The 19,308-nt window shown below is 70.2% G+C and carries 19 protein-coding genes; 10 read left to right on the top strand and 9 right to left on the bottom strand.

Annotated elements, in window-relative coordinates:
* Nucleotides 1-33 precede the first annotated feature (33 nt).
* Genes modA through modC form a run of 3 tightly spaced genes read left to right on the top strand, consistent with a single transcriptional unit; the run spans nucleotide 34 to nucleotide 2,649 of the window.
* Nucleotides 34-795 (top strand): molybdate ABC transporter substrate-binding protein, encoded by a 762-nt coding sequence (gene modA, locus dqs_RS19625; RefSeq protein WP_065341499.1) that lies wholly within the window; start codon nucleotides 34-36, stop codon nucleotides 793-795.
* A gap of 19 nt (nucleotides 796-814) precedes the next feature.
* Nucleotides 815-1,495: a molybdate ABC transporter permease subunit gene (gene modB, locus dqs_RS19620; protein WP_065341498.1), complete on the top strand. Its 681-nt coding sequence runs from the start codon at nucleotides 815-817 to the stop codon at nucleotides 1,493-1,495.
* On the top strand, nucleotides 1,492-2,649 hold the full coding sequence (gene modC / locus dqs_RS19615; protein ID WP_418202058.1) for a molybdenum ABC transporter ATP-binding protein: 1,158 nt from the start codon (nucleotides 1,492-1,494) through the stop codon (nucleotides 2,647-2,649). Before modB ends, modC begins: the two co-directional genes overlap by 4 nt.
* A gap of 144 nt (nucleotides 2,650-2,793) precedes the next feature.
* Here the strand turns inward: modC and dqs_RS19610 are convergent, their stop codons facing one another.
* Nucleotides 2,794-3,897, bottom strand: coding sequence for a substrate-binding domain-containing protein (locus dqs_RS19610; RefSeq protein ID WP_065341497.1), 1,104 nt, complete (start codon nucleotides 3,895-3,897; stop codon nucleotides 2,794-2,796).
* Between the two features lie 114 nt (nucleotides 3,898-4,011).
* On the opposite strand from dqs_RS19610, the gene dqs_RS19605 reads away from it, so the two are divergent.
* Nucleotides 4,012-4,830: an ABC transporter substrate-binding protein gene (locus dqs_RS19605; protein ID WP_065341496.1), complete on the top strand. Its 819-nt coding sequence runs from the start codon at nucleotides 4,012-4,014 to the stop codon at nucleotides 4,828-4,830.
* A gap of 137 nt (nucleotides 4,831-4,967) precedes the next feature.
* Here dqs_RS19605 and dqs_RS19600 read toward each other — a convergent pair whose 3' ends face one another.
* From dqs_RS19600 to dqs_RS19570, 7 genes are all read right to left on the bottom strand, one after another.
* Nucleotides 4,968-5,843 (bottom strand): hypothetical protein, encoded by an 876-nt coding sequence (locus tag dqs_RS19600; RefSeq protein WP_065341495.1) that lies wholly within the window; start codon nucleotides 5,841-5,843, stop codon nucleotides 4,968-4,970.
* Nucleotides 5,844-5,981: 138 nt separating this feature from the next.
* Complete coding sequence (gene eutC / locus dqs_RS19595) at nucleotides 5,982-6,806, bottom strand: ethanolamine ammonia-lyase subunit EutC (protein ID WP_065341494.1); 825 nt, start codon at nucleotides 6,804-6,806, stop codon at nucleotides 5,982-5,984.
* Between the two features lie 10 nt (nucleotides 6,807-6,816).
* Nucleotides 6,817-8,205, bottom strand: coding sequence for an ethanolamine ammonia-lyase subunit EutB (locus dqs_RS19590; protein WP_065341493.1), 1,389 nt, complete (start codon nucleotides 8,203-8,205; stop codon nucleotides 6,817-6,819).
* Nucleotides 8,206-8,228: 23 nt separating this feature from the next.
* Nucleotides 8,229-9,005 carry a DeoR/GlpR family DNA-binding transcription regulator gene (locus tag dqs_RS19585; protein WP_065341492.1) on the bottom strand — a complete coding sequence of 259 codons (777 nt, stop codon included), beginning with the start codon at nucleotides 9,003-9,005 and terminating at the stop codon, nucleotides 8,229-8,231.
* A gap of 24 nt (nucleotides 9,006-9,029) precedes the next feature.
* Entirely contained in the window at nucleotides 9,030-10,682 is a 1,653-nt protein-coding gene (locus dqs_RS19580) for an ABC transporter permease subunit (protein WP_157108229.1), read from the bottom strand.
* Between the two features lie 79 nt (nucleotides 10,683-10,761).
* Entirely contained in the window at nucleotides 10,762-11,781 is a 1,020-nt protein-coding gene (locus dqs_RS19575; RefSeq protein ID WP_065341490.1) for an ABC transporter ATP-binding protein, read from the bottom strand.
* 46 nt (nucleotides 11,782-11,827) lie between these two features.
* Nucleotides 11,828-12,853: an ABC transporter substrate-binding protein gene (locus dqs_RS19570; protein WP_065341489.1), complete on the bottom strand. Its 1,026-nt coding sequence runs from the start codon at nucleotides 12,851-12,853 to the stop codon at nucleotides 11,828-11,830.
* 145 nt (nucleotides 12,854-12,998) lie between these two features.
* Here dqs_RS19570 and hisN point away from each other — a divergent pair, with 145 nt between their 5' ends.
* On the top strand, nucleotides 12,999-13,790 hold the full coding sequence (gene hisN / locus dqs_RS19565; RefSeq protein WP_065341488.1) for a histidinol-phosphatase: 792 nt from the start codon (nucleotides 12,999-13,001) through the stop codon (nucleotides 13,788-13,790).
* A gap of 158 nt (nucleotides 13,791-13,948) precedes the next feature.
* Nucleotides 13,949-14,590 (top strand): MBL fold metallo-hydrolase, encoded by a 642-nt coding sequence (locus dqs_RS19560; protein WP_065341487.1) that lies wholly within the window; start codon nucleotides 13,949-13,951, stop codon nucleotides 14,588-14,590.
* 24 nt (nucleotides 14,591-14,614) lie between these two features.
* Here the strand turns inward: dqs_RS19560 and mscL are convergent, their stop codons facing one another.
* Nucleotides 14,615-15,040 (bottom strand): large conductance mechanosensitive channel protein MscL, encoded by a 426-nt coding sequence (gene mscL, locus dqs_RS19555; RefSeq protein ID WP_011767544.1) that lies wholly within the window; start codon nucleotides 15,038-15,040, stop codon nucleotides 14,615-14,617.
* 165 nt (nucleotides 15,041-15,205) lie between these two features.
* Here mscL and dqs_RS19550 point away from each other — a divergent pair, with 165 nt between their 5' ends.
* The 4 genes from dqs_RS19550 (at nucleotide 15,206) to dqs_RS19535 (ending at nucleotide 19,301) form a co-directional block, all read left to right on the top strand.
* A complete protein-coding gene (locus tag dqs_RS19550; RefSeq protein WP_011767543.1) occupies nucleotides 15,206-16,183 on the top strand; it encodes an NAD(P)H-dependent flavin oxidoreductase in 978 nt (325 codons plus the stop codon).
* Between the two features lie 7 nt (nucleotides 16,184-16,190).
* Nucleotides 16,191-17,048 carry a branched-chain amino acid ABC transporter permease gene (locus dqs_RS19545; RefSeq protein WP_065341486.1) on the top strand — a complete coding sequence of 286 codons (858 nt, stop codon included), beginning with the start codon at nucleotides 16,191-16,193 and terminating at the stop codon, nucleotides 17,046-17,048.
* Between the two features lie 79 nt (nucleotides 17,049-17,127).
* Nucleotides 17,128-18,075, top strand: coding sequence for a branched-chain amino acid ABC transporter permease (locus tag dqs_RS19540; protein WP_065341485.1), 948 nt, complete (start codon nucleotides 17,128-17,130; stop codon nucleotides 18,073-18,075).
* Between the two features lie 65 nt (nucleotides 18,076-18,140).
* Entirely contained in the window at nucleotides 18,141-19,301 is a 1,161-nt protein-coding gene (locus dqs_RS19535; protein WP_065341484.1) for an ABC transporter substrate-binding protein, read from the top strand.
* The last annotated feature ends 7 nt before the right edge of the window (nucleotides 19,302-19,308 follow it).

The raw sequence follows: 19,308 nt of genomic DNA, 5'->3' as shown, positions 1-19,308 counted from the left end.
CGCGTCCCCATCCACCCGTTTCGGGAGTTCTCCATGAGCCTCATCCTGCGCCGCCTGCTGTTCCTGTGTTCCCTCCCGGCCGCCGTCCTGTCCGCCAGCGCGCACGCGGGCGAAGTGCAGGTCGCGGTCGCGGCCAATTTCACCGCGCCGATGCAGGCGATCGCGGCGGCGTTCGAAAAGGACACCGGCCACAAGGCGGTGATCGCCTTTGGCGCTACCGGCAAGTTCTACGCGCAGATCATCAATGGCGCGCCGTTCGAGGTCTTCCTGGCGGCCGACGACACCACCCCGGCCAAGCTGGAAGGCGAGGGCGGCGCGGTGGCCGGCAGCCGCTTCACCTATGCGATCGGCAAGCTGGTGCTGTGGTCCCCGAAGGAGGGCCTGGTCGATGACAAGGGCGAGGTGTTGAAGAAGGGCGACTTCCGCCACCTCTCGATCGCCAACCCCAAGACCGCGCCCTATGGCGCGGCGGCGATGAGCACGCTCGGCAAGCTCGGCCTCGGCGATCGTCTGCAGGGCCGCATCGTGCAGGGCGAGAACATCACCCAGACGCACCAGTTCGTCGCCACCGGCAATGCCGAGCTGGGCTTCGTCGCGCTCTCGCAGGTCTACAAGGACGGCAAGGTCACCAGCGGCTCCGCGTGGATCGTGCCGGGCGACTACTACGAACCGATCCGCCAGGATGCGGTGATCCTCGCCAAAGGCAAGGACAATCCGGCAGCGGCGGCGCTGGTGGCCTATCTGAAGGGGCCCAGGGCCACCGCGGTCATCAAGTCCTACGGTTACGGTCTCTGAACTTCCGCAAGGGGCGGGCATGCAACTCGATGGCGTCGATCTCGCGGCGATCTGGCTTACGCTCAAGCTCGCCACCGTGACCACGGTGCTGCTGCTGCTGATCGGCACGCCGATCGCGTGGTGGCTGGCCCGGACGCGCTCTCGGCTGAAGGGGCCGATCGGCGCGGTGGTGGCGCTGCCGCTGGTGCTGCCGCCCACGGTGCTGGGCTTTTACCTGCTGGTGGCGATGGGGCCGAACGGCTTCGTCGGTCACATCACCCAGAGCCTCGGCCTCGGCACGCTGCCCTTCACGTTCGCCGGCCTGGTGGTGGCCTCGGTGTTCTATTCGACGCCTTTCGTGGTGCAGCCGCTGCAGAACGCCTTCGAGGCGATCGGCGAGCGCCCGCTGGAGGCCGCCGCCACGCTGCGCGCCGGGCCGTGGGACCGCTTCTTCACCGTGGTGCTGCCGCTCGCGCGGCCAGGCTTCGTCACCGCCGGCATCCTCGGCTTTGCACACACGGTGGGCGAGTTCGGCGTGGTGCTGATGATCGGCGGCAACATCCCGGAAAAGACCCGGGTGGTGTCGGTGCAGATCTACGATCACGTCGAAGCGCTGGAGTATGCGCAGGCGCACTGGCTGGCCGGCGGCATGCTGGTGTTTTCCTTCCTGGTGCTGCTGGTGCTGTACAGCAGCCGCTTCAAGCAGGGGTGGCGTGCATGACGGCGAGCAGCGAGATCGACACGATGGCGGCGATGACCGGGTCCCTGGCGCCCGCGGCGGCGGAGGGCGCGGCAAGCGCCGGCATCCGCGCGCGCTTCCGCCTGGCCTACGCGGGCTTCGCGCTGGATGTGGACCTTGCGCTGCCCGGCCGCGGCGTCACCGCGCTGTTCGGCCATTCCGGCTCGGGCAAGACCACCTGTTTGCGCTGCGTGGCCGGGCTGGAGCGCGCCGGCGACGGGCTGCTGGCGGTCAACGGCGAGGTCTGGCAGGACTCCGCGCGCGGCGTGTTCGTGCCCACCCACAAGCGCGCGCTCGGCTACGTGTTCCAGGAAGCCAGCCTGTTTCCGCACCTGACGGTGAAGCGCAACCTGGAATTCGGCCAGAAGCGCATTTCCGCCGCGCACCGGCGGGTGGCGTGGGATCAGGCGGTCGAACTGCTCGGCATCGGTCACCTGCTCGATCGCATGCCGGAGCGGCTCTCCGGCGGCGAGCGCCAGCGTGTCGGCATCGCCCGCGCGCTGCTCACCAGCCCGCGCCTGCTGCTGATGGACGAGCCGCTTGCCGCGCTCGACCTCAAGCGCAAGAACGAGATCCTGCCCTACCTCGAACGCCTGCACGACGAACTGGACATCCCGGTGCTCTACGTCAGCCACGCGCCGGACGAAGTGGCGCGGCTCGCCGATCACGTGGTGCTGCTCGACCAGGGGCGCGTGGTGGCGCACGGCGGGCTGCAGCAGACGCTGGCGCGGCTGGACCTGCCGACCGCGTTCTCCGACGACGCCGGCGTGGTCATCGAAGCGCTCGTGGGCGAGCACGACGACGCCTACCACCTTACCCGGCTCGATTTCCCCGGCGGCGACGTGCTGGTGGCGCGCCGGCCGGAGGCGCCCGGGCAACGCCTGCGTTTCCGCGTCCACGCGCGCGACGTCAGCCTCGCCACCACCCGCATCGAAGGCAGCAGCATCACCAACGCGCTGCTCGCCACCGTGCAGGAGGTGGCGGCGGCCGACACGCCCGCGCACGTGCTAGTGCGGCTCGATGCCAGCGGCACCGCGCTGATCGCCCGGATCACCCGGCGCTCGCTGGACCAGCTCGGCATCGTGGTCGGGCGCAGGGTGTGGGTCCAGATCAAGGCGGTGGCGCTGCTGGGCTAGCGCCCGCCGGGGTGTGAGCCGCCGCGGAGGGCGGCACCGGATTCAACGGAGGTCCACGACCGGGTGCCTGCGCCGGGGTTGGCGCGGCCCATGCGGGAACGCTAATCCCCGCCGCCACGGCTGCATCCGCCTGCGAGGCGCGGTTCAGACCGCCGCCTTGGCCTTGCGGAAGGTCCACCACGGCAGCAGCTGGCGCATCGACAGCACCTCGCCGCTGTCGGCCGGCCGGTAGCCGGGCAGGGCGGCGAGGCGGGACTGCCATTCCGCGCTGCGCAGCAGTTGCAGCAGCGCCGCCACCGCGGGTTCCTCGAGCGCCGACTTGAGGCAGGCGAGGTGGTAGCGCTCTTCCACCAGCGGCACGAAATCCAGCCCGTGCGCGAGCGCGGTGGCGAGGATGCCGAGGCCGGCGTCCGCCTTGCCGGCCGCCACGGCCTGCGCCACCGCGGCGTGGGAGGGTTCGTCGCCCTCGTAGCCGGGCAGCGCGGCGGCGTCGAGGTCCGCGCGGCGCAGCAGTTCGTCGAGCAGCACGCGGGTGCCGCTGCCGCGCGCGCGGCTGGCGAAGCGCGCGCGCTTCGTCGCCACGTCGCGCAGGGTGTAGAGGTGGCGCGGGTTGCCGCGCGGCACGATGAGGCCCTGGCTGCGGCGGGCAAAGCCGATCAGCTTGTGCAGGCCGGGCTGCAGCAGCGGTTTGTAGGCGCGCTGGATCGGCGTGCCCGGCGCCGCGTCTTCCAGCGTGTGAAAGCCCGCCATCAGGCAGCGCCCCTCGTTGAGCGCGCGGATCGCATCGACGCTGCCGGTGAAGCGGATATCGAGGTGCAACGGCTGCGAGCGGCCGCGCGCCAGTTCGCGCAGCGCAGCCAGCGCTTCGTCGTGGCTGGCATAGAAGGTGAGAACGTGGGCGCTGTCGTCGAAGGCGACCGCGAAGGCGCGGTCCAGCTCGGCGCGCAGCGCCTCGATCTGCGGCTGCAGCCGGGCCTGGGCCTGGCGTTCGGCCCACAGCAGCTTGGTGCCGAACTCGGTGAGCCGGGCGGGCTGGCCTTTTTCCCACACCACCAGGGGGTGGCCCAGCTCGCCCTCCCAGCGTTTCAGCTCGCCCCATACATGACGGTAGGAGAGCCCCAGTTCGCGCGCCGCGGCCGAAATCGAACCGCGCTGCGCGAGCGCATGCAGCAGGTCGAGCAGCGGATTGCGGATCTGCGCCGGGCCGCCTTCACGACCCAGCGTGTAGTGGAGTTGAACCCTATGCACGGCGCTTCATATTGATGCTTGTCGGTCGGGTCCGTACGTTACCGCACTTCCGCCGCAGCACGTTTCCCGTCTGCGCCGGACCGAACCGATCGTCCCCGTCTGCCCGGAGTCCGCATGAAGCCGTCCGTCCCGTCCTCGTTCCGCCGCTGCTTGCTTGCCGCCGCGCTGTCCTGTGCCTCGCTCGGCGCCGCCGCCGGATCCATCGTGATGGCCTCGACCACCTCCACCGAGCAGTCCGGCCTGTTCGCCCATCTGCTGCCCGCCTTCACCCAGGCCAGCGGCGTCGAGGTGAAGGTGGTGGCGCTCGGCACCGGCCAGGCGCTGGACGTGGGCCGCCGCGGCGATGCGGACGTGCTGTTCGTCCACGACGTCGCCGCGGAAGAGAAATTCGTTGCCGAAGGCTACGGCGTGAAGCGCTACCCGGTGATGTACAACGACTTCGTGCTGGTGGGCCCGGCGGCGGACCCGGCCGGCGTCGCCGGCAAGGACATCGTCGCCGGCCTCAGGAAGCTGGCCGCGGGCAATGCCTTGTTCGTGTCGCGCGGCGACAAGAGCGGCACCCACGCCGCCGAGCTGCGCTACTGGAAGGCGGCAGGCTTCGAGGGCGACAAGGGCAGCGGCTACAAGGAGTGCGGCTGCGGCATGGGGCCGGCGCTCAACATCGCCGCCTCCACCGGCGCCTATGTGCTCGCCGACCGCGGCACCTGGCTCAGCTTCAAGAACCGCGCCGACCTGAGGATCCTGGTGGAAGGCGACCGCCGCCTGTTCAACCAGTACGGCGCGATCGTGGTCAATCCGGCCAGGCACCCGCACGTGAAGGCGGGCGAGGCGCAGAAGTTCGTCGACTGGGTGATCTCGCCGGCGGGCCAGGCGAGCATCGCCGCCTACAAGATCGGCGGGGAGCAGCTGTTCTTCCCCAACGCCAACGAATAAGACCGGCCCTCCCGGTTCTGCCTGGGCTTTTTTTGCCTGATCGCACCCTGCCGGCGGAGGGCGCTTCCGGTTCTGGGGCTGCCGCAGGGGGCGTCGAAGGGGGCGCACGGCCGCTGCCGGCAACCCCCCGGTGGTACTTAGCGCAGCTTCTTCCCGGTTGCCACGTCGTACACCGAACCATCTTCCAGGCTGATGCGGTAGATCTCGCGCAGCACGTTGCCCGAGAAGGCAAGTTCGACGATCGAGACGTTCCTGAACGAGGTGGTGATGCCGTCCGGCAGCACCTTGTTGAAGTCCGCCGCGACCTGGTCCATCGAAGCCTGCAACTGCGGGGTGAACATCGCCATGCTGTACACCAGCGTGTTGTGCGGATTGTGGCTGCGCAGCTCCTTGCCGTCCTTGACCACGTTCACGCCGCTTACGCCCACCGTCTGCACCAGCTCCTTGCCGGCGTCGCCCATCTTGGCGTAGACCGGGCCGGTGACGCGTGGCAGCGGGCCGTCGCGCAGCGGGGCGAAGGCGGCGGTGGCGCGGGTGTTGAAGGACATCATGTCTTCATAGGCGGCGCCGCTCTTGACGATGCCCAGGTCCAGCCACCAGGGGTGGCCGGCGCCCTTGGCGGCTTCGGTGGTGTAGAAGTTCTTCAGGACCACGCCGTTCAGCACCGGCGGCAGCTTGGGCAGCGCGGCCAGCATCTTCTGCGGGGTGCTCGGGTCGGCGCTGTGGATGTGCACCACGGTGACGTGCGGCAGGTTGAAGGTATTGGCCTCGGCGGTCAGGCCCAGGCGCAGCAGGTTCTGCTGCAGCGGGGTGGTGATCCTGGCGTCGAGCACGTCGGTGACGTCCTTGGGCAGGCGGTACACCAGGCCGTAGGTCTTCACGTGCTCGCGGAATTCCGGCTTGCCGATGGCACTGTTGTCGATGCCGGCCGTGCCCGTGGGCGAGGTCGCACAGGCGCCGAGAAAGGCGGCCGACAGCGCGGCGATGGAAAGGGTCCAGGTTCTGCGGTTCATTGGCGGTACTCCATTTCGTCGATTCGGCGAGGGGGATTCCTCGCGCCTTCGGGCATCAAGGCGGCATGGCCGCACCGTCACCCACCTGCGTCGCCTCCACTGCCGGCGTGGTCCGCGGCTGCGGCCCGCCGGTCTCGTCTACTGCTGGTCCTGTGCCTGCCCGTCGGCGGCCGGCAGCGCCGGCGGAGTGTCGGCGCCGGGCAGGGCGCTGTCGCTGTTGTCCTTGAGTGCCACGCCGGTGAGGCCGAGGCGGCGCGCTTCCGCGCATAACCACCACAACCGGCGCGCGGCCTCGACGTAGCCCAGGCCTTCCGGGCGGATGTTGGAGATGCAGTTGCGCTGGGCGTCGCTGCGGCCGGGTTGCGGCGCCCAGGTGAGATAGGCGCCGAGGCTGTCGGGCCAGCTGAGACCGGGGCGTTCGCCGATCAGCATCGCCACCAGGCGGGCGCCCAGCGTCTGGCCGATCTCGTCGGCCAGCGCGACGCGCGCCTGGCTGGCGATCACCACCGGGCCGAGTGTCCAGCCGGCGGGCAGGCCGCGGCGGATTTCGGTGACCAGCGCGCGGGCGTTGCGCGCCACGGCGAGCGAGGACAGGCCGTCGGCGATCACCAGCAGCAGGTCGCAGCCGTTGGTGGTGGCGTGATTGCCCAGTCGAGCGGCGCTGTCGTCGGCGAGCCGGCGGCCGAGGTCGGGGCGGGCGAGGTAGGCGGCGCGGTCGGGCGCGGCGCTGTGGGCAAGCAGGGTGTCGAATCCGTCCGCCGCCAGTTCGGCCTGCAGCGCGGCGGTGTCGAGTGCGATGTGCACCGCGTCGCGCGCCTGGGCGTGGGCGAGGCCGAAGCGCAGCACTTCGGCGGTGGGCAGGCTGGCGCCGGCGCGGCCGAGGGCGAGGCGGGCGGCGGTGTAGGCGCGCAGGTCGGCCCAAGGATCGGCGTCGAGGTGCGGCGGCGTGTGCGGCTGGCTCATCGACGTCTCCTTACGGGGTGAGCCGGCGCAGGGCGGCGAGCGCCGGGTGCTGCGGGGAGATAGGCAGTGCGCGGCCGGCCGCATCGACGAGCTGCATGCGCTGCAGCCAGTCTTCGAATTCGGGGGCGCGGCGCAGGCCGAGCGCCCGGCGCAGGTAGAGGCCGTCGTGGAAGGACGTGCTCTGGTAGTTGAGCATGATGTCGTCCGCGCCCGGTACGCCCATGATGAAGCTGACCCCGGCGACGCCGAGCAGGGTCAGCAGGTTGTCCATGTCGTCCTGGTCGGCTTCGGCGTGGTTGGTGTAGCAGACGTCGCAGCCCAGCGGCAGGCCGAGCAGCTTGCCGCAGAAGTGGTCTTCCAGACCGGCGCGGATGATCTGCTTGCCGTCGTAGAGGTATTCCGGGCCGATGAAGCCGACCACGGTGTTGGTGAGCAGCGGCTTGAATTCGCGCGCGACGGCGTAGGCGCGCGCTTCGCAGGTCTGCTGGTCGACGCCGTGGTGGGCGTTGGCCGACAGCGCGCTGCCCTGGCCGGTTTCGAAGTACATGACGTTGTCGCCGACGGTGCCGCGCTTCAAGGACAGCGCCGCTTCGCGCGCTTCGCGCAGGGTGGCGAGGCTGATGCCGAAGGCGGCGTTGGCGGCCTCGGTGCCGGCCACCGACTGGAAGACGAGATCGACCGGTGCGCCGCCTTCGATCATGTGCACGGTGTTGGTCACATGCGTGAGCACGCAGGATTGCGTCGGCAGGTCGAGCCGCGCGATCACCTCGTCCAGCATGTGCACCAGCTTGGTCAGCGCCGCGATGCTGTCGCTCGCCGGATTGACGCCGATCACCGCGTCGCCGGCGCCGTAGAGCAGGCCGTCGACGATGGCGGCGGCGATGCCGCGGGCGTCATCGGTGGGGTGGTTGGGCTGCAGTCGCACCGACAGCCGGCCGGGCAGGCCGATGGTGTTGCGGAAGCGGGTGACGACGCGGCATTTCTGCGCCACCCGCACCAGGTCCTGGTTGCGCATCAGCTTGCTCACCGCCGCCGCCATCTCCGGCGTGAGGCCGGGGCGCAGCGCGGCGAGCGCGGCTTCGTCGGCGTGGTCGGAGAGCAGCCAGTCGCGGAAGTCGCCGACGGTGAGGTGGGCCACCGGCGCGAAGGCGGCGCGGTCGTGGCTGTCGATGATGAGGCGGGTGACTTCGTCGCTTTCGTAAGGGATCAGCGCTTCGTCGAGGAAGCGCGCAAGCGGCAGCTCCGCCAGGCACATGCGCGCGGCCATGCGTTCCACCGCGCTGGTGGCGGCGATGCCGGCCAGTTGGTCGCCGGAGCGCGCCGGGCTGGCCTTGGCCATGAGTTCGCGCAGGTCGGCGAAGACCCAGGTGTGATGGTCGAGGGTGTGGCGGTAGGACATGGCGGCCTCCTCCTTTGCCGTTCTCAGGCGACGACGACCTCGGGCCCGGCCTTCTCGATTTCGGCCAGGGCGGAGAGCTTGCGGGCGCGGCCATCGGTCACCAGGGTGTCGATGCTGCCGACCGGGCAGTAGCTCACCCGGCTGCTCTCGCCGATCTTGCTGTGGTCGGCGAGGATGACGCGGTGGGCGGCGCGCTCGGCCATCGCGCGGGCCACGCCGGCTTCGCCGTGGTCGAAGCTGGTGGCGCCGTTGTGGGCATCGACCGCCACTGGCGACAGCAGTGCGAAGTCGGCGCGGTAGCGCTGGATCTCGCTCACCGTGGTTTCGCCGCAGGTGGCGGCGATGCCGGGCGCGAGCCGGCCGCCGAGCACGATGACTTCGTGGCGCTGGCCCATGTTCTCGCCGGCCTGCGCCATCCGTACCGCGATATCCATGCTGTTGGTGACGATGGTCAGGCCGGACAGCGTCAGCAGTTCCTCGGTGAGCGCCAGCGTGGTGCTGCCGGCATCGAGGAAGAGCGTGTGGCCGGGCTGCAGCAGCTTGACCGCGGCGCGCGCGATGGCCTGCTTCTCCTTGGCGCGCACCTTCAGCCGTTCGACAAACGGCGCCTCGCTGCGTGCGCTGTCCAGCACCACGCCGCCGTGCACCCGGCGCAGCCGCCCCATCGCCTCCAGCGCGATCACGTCGCGCCGCACCGTCTCGCGCGAGATGTCGAGTTCGCCGGAAATGCGCTCGGTCGACAGGCTCTTGAAGGTTTCGAGCAGGGCGCAGATGCGTTGGTAGCGTTCTTCTTGCAGCATTGGGTAGGGTCTCCGGAATCCTTGTTATTTGACGGCGGCGCGCGCCGGGCGGGCAGATGTCAGCCGGTGCAGCAGCAGCGCCACGGTGCCGACCACCGCCATGATGCAGGTCGAGAAGGCGGCGGCCTGCGAGGTGAAGCCGGCCTCGTCCAGCCGCATCACGGTGACGGCCGATAGCGACAGCTCGGGCGTGACCAGGAAGATCACCGCCGACAGCGTCACCATCGAGCGCATGAAGAGGAAGGCGGCGACCGCCAGCAAGGTGACGCGCAGCGCCGGCAGATGGACATCGGCGAGCAGGCGGCCGACGCCGCCGCCGAGTACGGTCACCGCCTCTTCCAGCTGGGCGGGCACGGCGCGCAGGCCGGTGGCCATCGCGACGTAGCCCTGGGTGTGGTAGTGGTAGAAATTGCACATCGCCAGCAGGAAGACGCCGCCGTAGAGCGCGCCCCAGGGCAGGTCCGGCTGGTTGAAGGCGAACACGTAGGCCAACCCCAGCACCAGCCCGGGCACGCCCACCGGCAGGGTGGCGAGCAGGGTCGCCAGCCGCGCCGGCCAGCCGGACAGCCGGCGCAGCGAGAACGCGAGCAGGAAGAGCAAACCGGTGCCGACCACGGCGACGATCAGCGATACCGCCAGCGAGGCCCACAGGCTGTTGTAGCCGCCGGACACAGTGATGTCGTAGTGCTTGAAGGTGAGGTCCAGCCGGTAGGGCCACAGCCGGATGAAACCGGCGATCACCACCGTGGCCACTACCGCGCAGATCGCACCGGCGATGCCGAGGCAGGCTATCGCGTACAGCCCGTCGCGCCCGCGCGAGGCCTGCGGCCGCGGCGGCTGGGCGGATTCCGCGCCGATACCGGCCTGGCGCTGCGCCGCCACCCGCTCGATCCACACCGACAGCGCCGCCGGAAGCAACAGCAGCAGGCCGACCACCGCGCCGATGCCGAAGCGCATCTGGCCGCTGACCTGGTTGTAGATCTCGGTGGCCAGTACCGAGAAGTCGCCGCCGATCACCACCGCGTTGCCGAAGTCGGTGATGGTCACGGTAAACACCACGAAGGCGGCGCTGAGCAGGCCGTAGCGCATGGTCGGCAGGGTGATGTCGCGGAACTGGCGCCAGGGGGTGGCGCCCAGCACTTCGGCCGCCTCGTACTGACGCGCGTCGGCGCAGCGCAGCGCGGCGCGCAGGATCAGCACCGCCTGCGGCAGCGCATAGAGCACGTCGGCGATGAGCAGGCCGGAGAAGCCGTAGATGTCGGGCCGGATGTCGAGCAGTTTGCCGACGATGCCGTTGCGGCCGAGGATGAAGATGAGCCCCAGCCCGAGCACCAGCGAGGGCGCCAGCATCGGCAGCGTCAGCGCGGTGGCGACCAGGCGGCGGCCGCGCATGCAGGTGCGGTCCATGCCGTAGGCGAGTACGAAGGCGAGCAGCAAGGTGATGGCGGTGGTCGCCAGTCCCAGCACCAGGCTGTTCTGCGTGGCCTGCCACACGCCGGGGGTGTCGAGCAGCGCGACGTAGTTGGCGAAGCCGATGCCGCCGTCGTCCTGCATCAGGCTGCGCCAGGCGACAAAGCCCATCGGCACGGCGAAGAACAGCAGCAGTGCCGTCAGCGGCAGCCACAGGCAGGCCCGGAGCAGCCAGCGGTCGGGGGCGGCGAGCGGCAGGGCGGTCACCGGACGGCCCTCCCGCCGGGGTGCGGGATCGCCATCGACGAGCGGGGAGCGCATCCGGCGCGCGGGTGGAGAGCGGTGCTCATGCGGCGACCCATGCGGCGACCCATGCGCAGTCCTGCGCGGTGATATCCACCCACACCGCATCGCCGGCCGCCAGCACGGCTGCGGCAGAGACCTCGGCAAGCAGTTCGCGGCCGCGCCAATCCAGCCGCACGCGCTTGAAGTTGCCCATGAAGGCAACTTCGATCACGCGGCCGTCGCCTTCCGGGGTGCGCGTCAGCACGATGCGCTCCGGCCGCACGCAGGCGGCACCATGCTTGCCGAGCCCGGCCGGCATGCCGGTCAGCAGTGCCGGCGCTGCGTCTTGCAGCCAGTCCGCCGGTAGCAGGTTGCCGTGTCCCATGAACTCGGCGACGAAGCGGGTGCGCGGTTGCTCGTAGAGCTCCTGCGGGGTGCCGATCTGCTCGATACGGCCGTGGTTCATGCACACCACCCGGTCGGCCAGCACCATGGCCTCGTCCTGGTCGTGAGTCACCATCAGCGTGGGGATGCCGAGCTTGCGCTGCACCTCGCGCAGTTCGCCGCGCAGTTCGGCGCGGACGCGTGCGTCGAGGGCGGACAAAGGTTCGTCGAGCAGCAGCAGCGCCGGATCGACCGCCAGCGCACGGGCGATCGCCACCCGTTGCTGCTGGCCGCCGGAAAGCTGGCCGGGGTAGCGCTCTCCGAAATCGGCGAGCTTCACCGTCGCCAGCAAGCCGGCCACCCGCTCCGCGATCCGGGCCGGCGCCACGCCGCGGATGCTGAGGCCGTAGCCGACGTTCTGCGCCACCGTCATGTGCGGAAACAGGGAGTACGACTGGAAGACGATGCCGAAGCCGCGTTCCCGCGTCGGTACCGCGGCCAGGTCGCGGCCGTTCAGCCGGATGTCGCCGCGGTCGGCCGCCAGCAGGCCGGCGATGATGCGCAGCAGCGTGGTTTTGCCGCAACCGCTGGGGCCGAGCAGACAGACGAATTCCGCGCCGCCCAGGGTGAGGTCGATGCGCTCGAGCGCCGCATGGCCGGCAAAGCTCTTATGGAGGTTGCGGATCTCCAGGGACATGGGGGGCTTTCCGTGGGCAGGGTCGGGGGGATGCGGTGGCGGCGGGTCAGCGGCCGATCTGCTTCTGCCAGGTGGCAAGGGTGCTGTCGCGCTCGCGCGCGGAGCGCGTGAAGTCGACCGGGAACAGCACCTTGGAGAGGTCGGCCGGCAAGCCGGCGGCGGTGGCCGCCCTGGAGCGCGGTGTGCCGGGGATGGTGACGATTTCCTTGTACTGCGTGTAAAGCCCGGCGGCCTTGGGCGACAGCGTCCAGTCGAGGAAGCGTTTGGCGTCCGCTTTGTTCTTTGACGACTTCATCAGGCCGGAGGCTTCGAGTTCGTAGCCGGCGCCATCGCTGGGGATGACCATCTTCAGCGGATAGCCTTCCTCGATCGACTGCATGGCCGCGAAGGCGAGCGAGATACCGATGGCGAATTCGCCAGTGCGCGCCGCCTTGCACGGCCGCGAGCCCGACTTGATGTACTGCGCGACGTTACCGTCCAGGGCCTTCAGGTATTTCCAGCCGGCGTCCGTGCCCATGCCCTGCAGCAGCGCGGCGATCTGCAGGTAGCCGGTGCCGGAGGACACCGGGTTGGGCATCGCGATCTCGCCCTTGTAGATCGGCTTGGCGAGGTCTTGCCAGGAGGTCGGCAAGGGCAGCTTCTTCGCGGCCAGGATTTCGGTATTGACGCAGAAGGCGGCCATGTAGCCGGTGGGGGCGAACCACCTGCCGTCGGCGGCCTTGTCCTTGGCAGTTAGCGCCTCGCTGCCCTTGGCGGCGTAGGGCTCCAGCATATCGACGATGCGCGGATCGAGCAGGTTGGTCAGCGCCCAGCCCCAGATCACGTCGTGCCGCGGGTTTCCCGCCTCGGCCAGGATGCGCGCGCCGAGGTCGCCTGTGGACAGCCGCAGCACCTTGATGTCGATGTCGGGAAGATCCTTCTTCGCTGCGGTGACGTAGGCCTTGATCTCGTCCTCTTCGAGTGCGGTGTAGGCGACCAGGGTGCCGGCAGCGGCGGGCAGGGCGGCCAGGCCGGCAAGTGCGGCGAGGACAAGCCTGACGTAGCGGGAACAGGCAGGACGGTGAGCGCGCATCTCGATTCCTCCGCAGCGGCAGAGCCGTTGTTCAAATTGGTGCAGGCCGGGGGGCTCGCACACCATGCTTGTGCATTAATGGGGAAGTGTGCATAGTTGAGGCAATTTATAGCACGTTTTTTTCGGGAATGTGACAGGAGTTCGCATGAATCCACAAAACAGCACAGATATCCTCAACGTCTATCTGCCGCTGGCCCACGCCCTTGCGGACGAGGCGCGCGCGCTGGCGCTGCGTCGGTTTCGCACCCGGCTGGACGTGTCGATCAAGGCCGACGACAGCCCGGTCACCATCGCCGACCGCGAGATCGAAGCCGCGTTGCGGTTGCGCCTGGCGGCGGCCTGCCCGACCCACGGCGTCTTCGGCGAGGAGCAGGGCCGCGAGCATCTGGATGCCGACTGGGTGTGGGTGATCGATCCGATCGACGGCACCAAGAGCTTCATCACCGGCTCGCCGCTGTGGGGCACGCTGCTGGCGTTGTTGTACAAGGGACAGCCGGTGCTGGGCATGGTCGACATCCCCTTTACCGGCGAGCGCTGGTGGGCGGTGGCCGGTGGCGCGGCGCAGTACCAGGGCGCGGCGACGCACGCCAGCGGCTGCCAGACGCTGGCGGCAGCGCGGCTCTATGCCACCTCACCGGATCTGTTCGGCGACGGTGACAGGGCGCGCTTCGAACGGGTCGGCGGAGCGGTGGCGCTGCGCCGTTATGGCGGCGACTGCTATTCCTATGGCCTGCTCGCCAGCGGCCATGTGGACCTGGTGGTGGAGGCTGGCCTGCAGCCCTACGACTACCTGGCCATGGTGGCCATCATCGAGGGTGCAGGCGGCGTGGTCACCGACTGGCAGGGCCAGCCGCTGGGGCTGGAGTCCGATGGCCGCGTGCTGGCCGCGGCAACGCCTGCGCTGCATGCGGCGGCGTTGGCCCTGCTGACGGATTGAGCCGGCATCGCGCAGGAGGGTTCGCCGCGGAGCCGGGGTGGAAGTGAGCGCCCTCGCGCGCGCCGCGGTGCGCACCTGCTTTCAGGCCGCGCGGGCTGGCAATGGCAGTGCGGGCCTCGGTTACACTGCCGGCTGCCTTTTCAGCCGAGCCTGCCGCCATGCTTCAGATCCAGATCGTTCCCGTCACCGCCTTCGAGCAGAACTGCAGCATCTTGTGGTGCGACCGCAGCATGAAGGCGGCCGTGGTCGATCCGGGGGGCGACCTCGAGCGCATCCACGCGGCGGTGCAGAAGCTGGGCGTGAGCGTGGAAAAGATCCTGATCACCCACGGCCATATCGACCACGCCGGCGGCACCGCGCGGCTGGCGCGCGACCTCGGTGTGCCGGTGGAGGGGCCGCAGCAGGAAGACCGCTTCTGGATCGTCGCGATGCCGCAGCAGAGCAAGATGTTCGGCTTTCCCGACGTCGAGGCCTTCGAGCCCGACCGCTGGCTGGGTGACGGCGATACGGTCAGCGTCGGCGAGGAGACGCTGCAGGTGATCCACGCGCCCGGCCACACCCCGGGCCACGTGGTGTTCTTCCAGCCCGAGGCGCGGCTGGCGGTGGTGGGTGACGTGCTGTTCGCCGGCTCGATCGGCCGCACCGACTTTCCGCGCGGCAATCACGCCGAGCTGATCTCGTCGATCCGCAACAAGCTCTTTCCGCTCGGCGACGACATCACCTTCATCCCGGGGCACGGCCCGGCCTCCACCTTCGGCGACGAGCGCGACAGCAATCCCTACGTGGGCGACCACGCCTGAGGCAGGCGCGGCCGCCCCGGCGCGTCAGCGCTGCTTCAGCGCGTCGCGGATCTCGCGCAGCAGCTTGATGTCCTCCGGTTCCGGCGCGGGTTCGGGCGCCGGCGCGGGCGGTTCGCTGCGCTTGAGTTTGTTGATCGCCTTGATCGCGACGAAGATCGCCAGCGCGATGATCAGGAAGTCGATCGTGGTGTTGATGAAGGCGCCGTACTTCACCAGCGGCGCACCGGCCTTTTCGGCGGCTTCCAGGGTTTCGTACTGCTGACTGCCGAGGTTGACGTAGAGATGGCGGAAGTCCACCCCGCCGACCAGGCGGCCCACGATCGGCATCACCACGTCCTTCACCAGCGAATCGACGATCTTGCCGAAGGCGCCACCGATGATGACGCCCACGGCAAGGTCGATGACGTTGCCGCGCATGGCGAATTCCTTGAATTCCTGGATGAAGCTCATCGGTTTCTCCTTGGTTTTGCGGGGATGGGCGGGTTTGCGGCAGGACGTTTGCCTAGGCCTGTGTGCTGACCGCATGGTATCGGGATGGCCGCGGCGCTGCCAGCGCGGAGGTGGCCGCCGGCCATGCTAGATTGCGGCCCTGTCCGTCTTGCGTGGGATGCTCCGATGCCGATACCCGATGCCTTCCGCGGCCGCCTGCGCGTGCCCGCGATCGCCGCGCCGATGTTCTTGGTTTCCGGTCCCGAGCTGGTGATCGAGTGCTGCCGCGCCGGCGTTGCCGGCTCGCTGCCGGCGCTCAATGCGCGCCCGGCCGCCCAGCTTGAAGACTGGCTCGCGCGCATCGACGCCGAACTCGCCGCCCACCGTGCCGCGCAGCCGGCGGCGCCGTGCGCGCCCTACGGGGTCAATCTGATCCTGCACGCTTCCAACCCGCGCCTGCAGGAAGACCTGGCCACCGTGGTGCGCCACCGCGTGCCCTTCGTCATCACCAGCCTGGGGCACCCCGGCGAGGTGGTGAAGGCGGTGCATGCCTATGGCGGGCTGGTGTTCTCCGACGTGATCCACGCCTACCACGCGCAAAAGGCCGCGGCGGCCGGCGTGGACGGCATCATCGCGGTGTGCAGCGGCGCGGGCGGCCACGCCGGCACCCAGAGCATGACTAGCCTGATCCGCGAGATCCGCGCGTTCTGGGACGGCGTGCTGATTGCCGCCGGCAGCATTTCGGACGGCGCCGGCATCCGCGCCGCCGAGGTCCTCGGCGCCGATTTCGCCTACATGGGCACCCGCTTCATCGCCACCCGCGAAGCGCTGGCGCAGCCCGAATACAAGCAGATGCTGGTCGATTGCGGTGCGCGTGACATCGTCTATACCGACGCGATCTCCGGCACTAACGCCAACTTCATGTGGCCCAGCCTGGAAAAGGCCGGCTTCGAGCGCGCCCAGCTCGCCGCTGGTCACGGCAAGGGCCAGATCCACGACATGTCGGACGAAGCGCGCGCGTGGCGCGACGTGTGGAGCGCCGGCCATGGCGTCGCCGCAATCCACGACGTGCCGCCGGTGGCCGAACTGGTCGCGCGGCTGGCCGCCGAGTATCAGGCCGCGTGCGCGCTGCCGCCGAGCGCGGCGCTGGTGCCCGGCGACTGAGCCGGCGATGTCCGCCTTCGCCCAGGTTCTCGCCAGCGGCGTTGCCACGGGCTGCGTGTATGGGCTGGTGGCGCTGTCCTTCGTGCTGATCTACAAGGCGAGCGACACCGTCAGCTTCATGCAGGGCGAACTGCTGATGGTGGGCGCCTTCGCCGCGGTCGGCCTGCATGCGGCGGGGGTGCCGCTCGCGCTCGCCGGCGTGCTGGCCGTGCTCGCGGTGGCGCTGCTCGGCGCCGCGCTGGAGCGGCTGGCGCTGCGGCGCGCACTCGGCCAGCCCCATCTGGTTGCGGTGCTGCTGACCTTCGGCTTCGGACTGGTGATGCGGGGCGCGGTCGCGAGCGTGCCTGCCGCCACCCACGAGATGCACCGCCTGCCGCTGCCCGAGCAGGTGCTGGTATTGGGCGGCATCGCGTTCGCATCCAGCCACCTCGCGGTGATCGCCGCCACCGCGCTGCTGGTGCTGCTGCTGGCGCTGTTCTTCCGCCACACCCGTGCGGGGCTGGCGTTGCGCGCCTGCGCCGAGGATGCGCGCGTCGCCGCGCTGATGGGGGTGCCGGTGGCGCGCATGCACACGCTGGCGTGGGCGCTGGGCGCCGGGCTGGCGGCCTTTGCCGGGCTGCTGCTCGCGCCGATCTCCTTTGTCCATCTCGACATGGGGCTGGTGGCGCTGAAAGCCTTTCCGGCCGCGGTGCTCGGCGGCCTTTACAGCCTGCCGGGCGCGCTCGCGGGCGGCGTCTTCATCGGCGTGGCCGAGGCGCTGGCCGGGCTGGCGCTGCCCGAGGGCTACAAGGACGCGGTGCCTTACGCGCTGTTGATGCTGGCGCTGCTGGCCTTCCCGCGCGGGTTCGGCGGGCGCGCGGCATGAACGCCCGAATGCCGCCTTTGGCCGCGGCTGAAGACTCCGCTGCCGGAGGCTCGGTCCGCGCGTTTGCGAGGCCGGCCCGATGAGCGCCACGGCACGCCGCGCCGCGCTGGCCGCGGCCGCGGTACTTGCGCTTGCCGTATTCGGGTACGCCAGCGCCAGCCCCGACTACGCGCTCGGTCAGGCCACCTTGGTCATCACTTATGCGATCGCCGGGCTCGGCCTCGTCATCGTCGTCGGCCACGGCGGCCAGATCGCGCTTGGCCACGGTGCGCTGGTGGCGCTCGGCGCCTACACCCAGGCGCTGCTGGTGGCGCGCGGGCTGCCCCCGCTGCTGGCGCTGCCGTTGGCGATGGCGGCCGGCGGCGCGGGCGGTGCGCTCGCCAGCCTGCCGGCGCGCCGCCTCGGCGGGCTCTACTTCGGCATCAGCACGCTGGCCTTTGCGCTGATGGTGGAAGAGGCCCTGGTGCGCTGGGAGTCGCTGACGCGCGGCAGCGCAGGGCTGGGTGTCGCCGCCTTTAGCGTCGGCGGCTGGTCGGCCACCGCGCCGGCGGCGCAACTCGGCGTCAGCGCCGTGCTGCTGGCGCTGGCGTGGGCGGGCTGCCGCCGCCTGCTCGCCAGCCGCATCGGCCGCGCGTGGCGCGCGCTGCGCGAGGATGAGATGGCCGCGCAGGCCTGCGGCATCGCCGCAGGGCCGTCGATCGCGCTCGCGTTCACCGCAGGCGGCGCGCTCGCCGGGCTGGGAGGTGCGCTCTACGCTCACTGGATCGGCTACCTCAGCCCCGAGCAGTTCGGGCTGCGCTTTTCCTTCGAGCTGTTGATGCTGGTCTTCATCGGTGGTGCGCGGCGGCTTGCCGGCGCCTTGTGGGGCGCGCTGGTGATCGTCGCGCTGCCGCAACTGATTGCGCTCGCGCGAGATGCGCTGCCCGGCGACACGCTGCGCAGCGCAGGCGTGGAGACGCTGCTGTTCGGTGCGCTGATCGTTGCCGCGGTGCTGCTGCGTCCGCAGGGGCTCGCGGGCGGCCGCTGACGCCTGCCGCAGTGTCCCCGCGTGGCGGATAATTCCGCCTTTTCTTGCTCTGCCCGTCCGTCGCCATGCGTCTCTTCCGCCGCCTCGCCGCCGTCGCCCTGCTGGGCTGGACCGCCCTTGCCGCTGCCGCCACCCCAGGCGTGACCGAGCGCGAGATCGTGCTCGGCAGCATCCAGGATCTGTCCGGCCCGATCGCGTTGCTCGGCACCCCGGTGCGCGACGGCATGCTGATGCGCATCGACGAAGCCAACGCCGCCGGTGGCGTCCACGGCCGCAAGCTGCGGCTGGTGGTGGAGGATGCCGGCTACGACCCCAAGCGCGGCGTGCTGGCGGCGCGCAAGCTGATCCAGCGCGACGGCGCCTTCGCCTTCCTGGCCAACATGGGCACGCCGGTGGTGATGGCGACCATGCCGCTGATCGTGGATGCGGGGCGCTTGCACCTGTTTCCGTTCTCGCCGCACGAATCCACCTACAGCCCGGTGCATCCGCTCAAGTTCCAGCTGTTTGCGCCCTACCAGGACTACATGGAGGCGGCGGTGCGCCACATGGTGAAGGAGCGCGGCTACCAGCGCAGCTGCCTGCTCTACCAGGACGACGACTACGGCCTGGAGGTGATGAAGGGCGTGGAAGCCGGACTGGCGAAGCTGGGCCGCGGATTGGCCGAGAAGACCAGCTACAAGCGCGGCGCCACCGATCTCTCCAGCCAGGTGGCCCGGCTGCGCAGCGCCGACTGCGACCTGGTGGTGCTCGCCACCGTGGTGCGCGAGACGATCGCGGCGATGGCGGAGGCGCGCAAGATCGGCTGGAAGGTGGACATGCTGGTCACCGCCTCGGGCTACTCGGCGCAGACCCACGAACTGGGCGGGGCCGCGGTGGAGGGGTTGTACGGCGTCAGCGTGCTGCCGCACCCCTACGCGGCCGGCGCCAACCGCGCGCTGGCGGACTGGATCGCGCGCTACCGGCAGCGCTACGGCGTCGATCCCAACGTGTGGAGCGCAATGGGCTATTCGATCGCCGACCTCTTCATCCAGGCCGCGCAGGCCGCGGGGCGCGATCTCACCACCGAGCGCTTTACCGCGGCGATGGAGCGGCTGGCCACCACGCGCGACTTCTTCGGCAGCCCGGAATACCGCTTCAGCCCCGCCGATCACCTCGGCAACCGCCACGGCCGGCTCGCGCAGATCCGCGACGGTCGCTGGGTGATCCTGGGCGACTACCTGCGCTGAGCGCGGC

The sequence above is a fragment of the Azoarcus olearius genome (assembly GCF_001682385.1).
GTDB classification, from domain to species: Bacteria; Pseudomonadota; Gammaproteobacteria; order Burkholderiales; family Rhodocyclaceae; genus Azoarcus; species Azoarcus olearius.
This window is presented reverse-complemented; position numbering and strand designations above follow the sequence as displayed.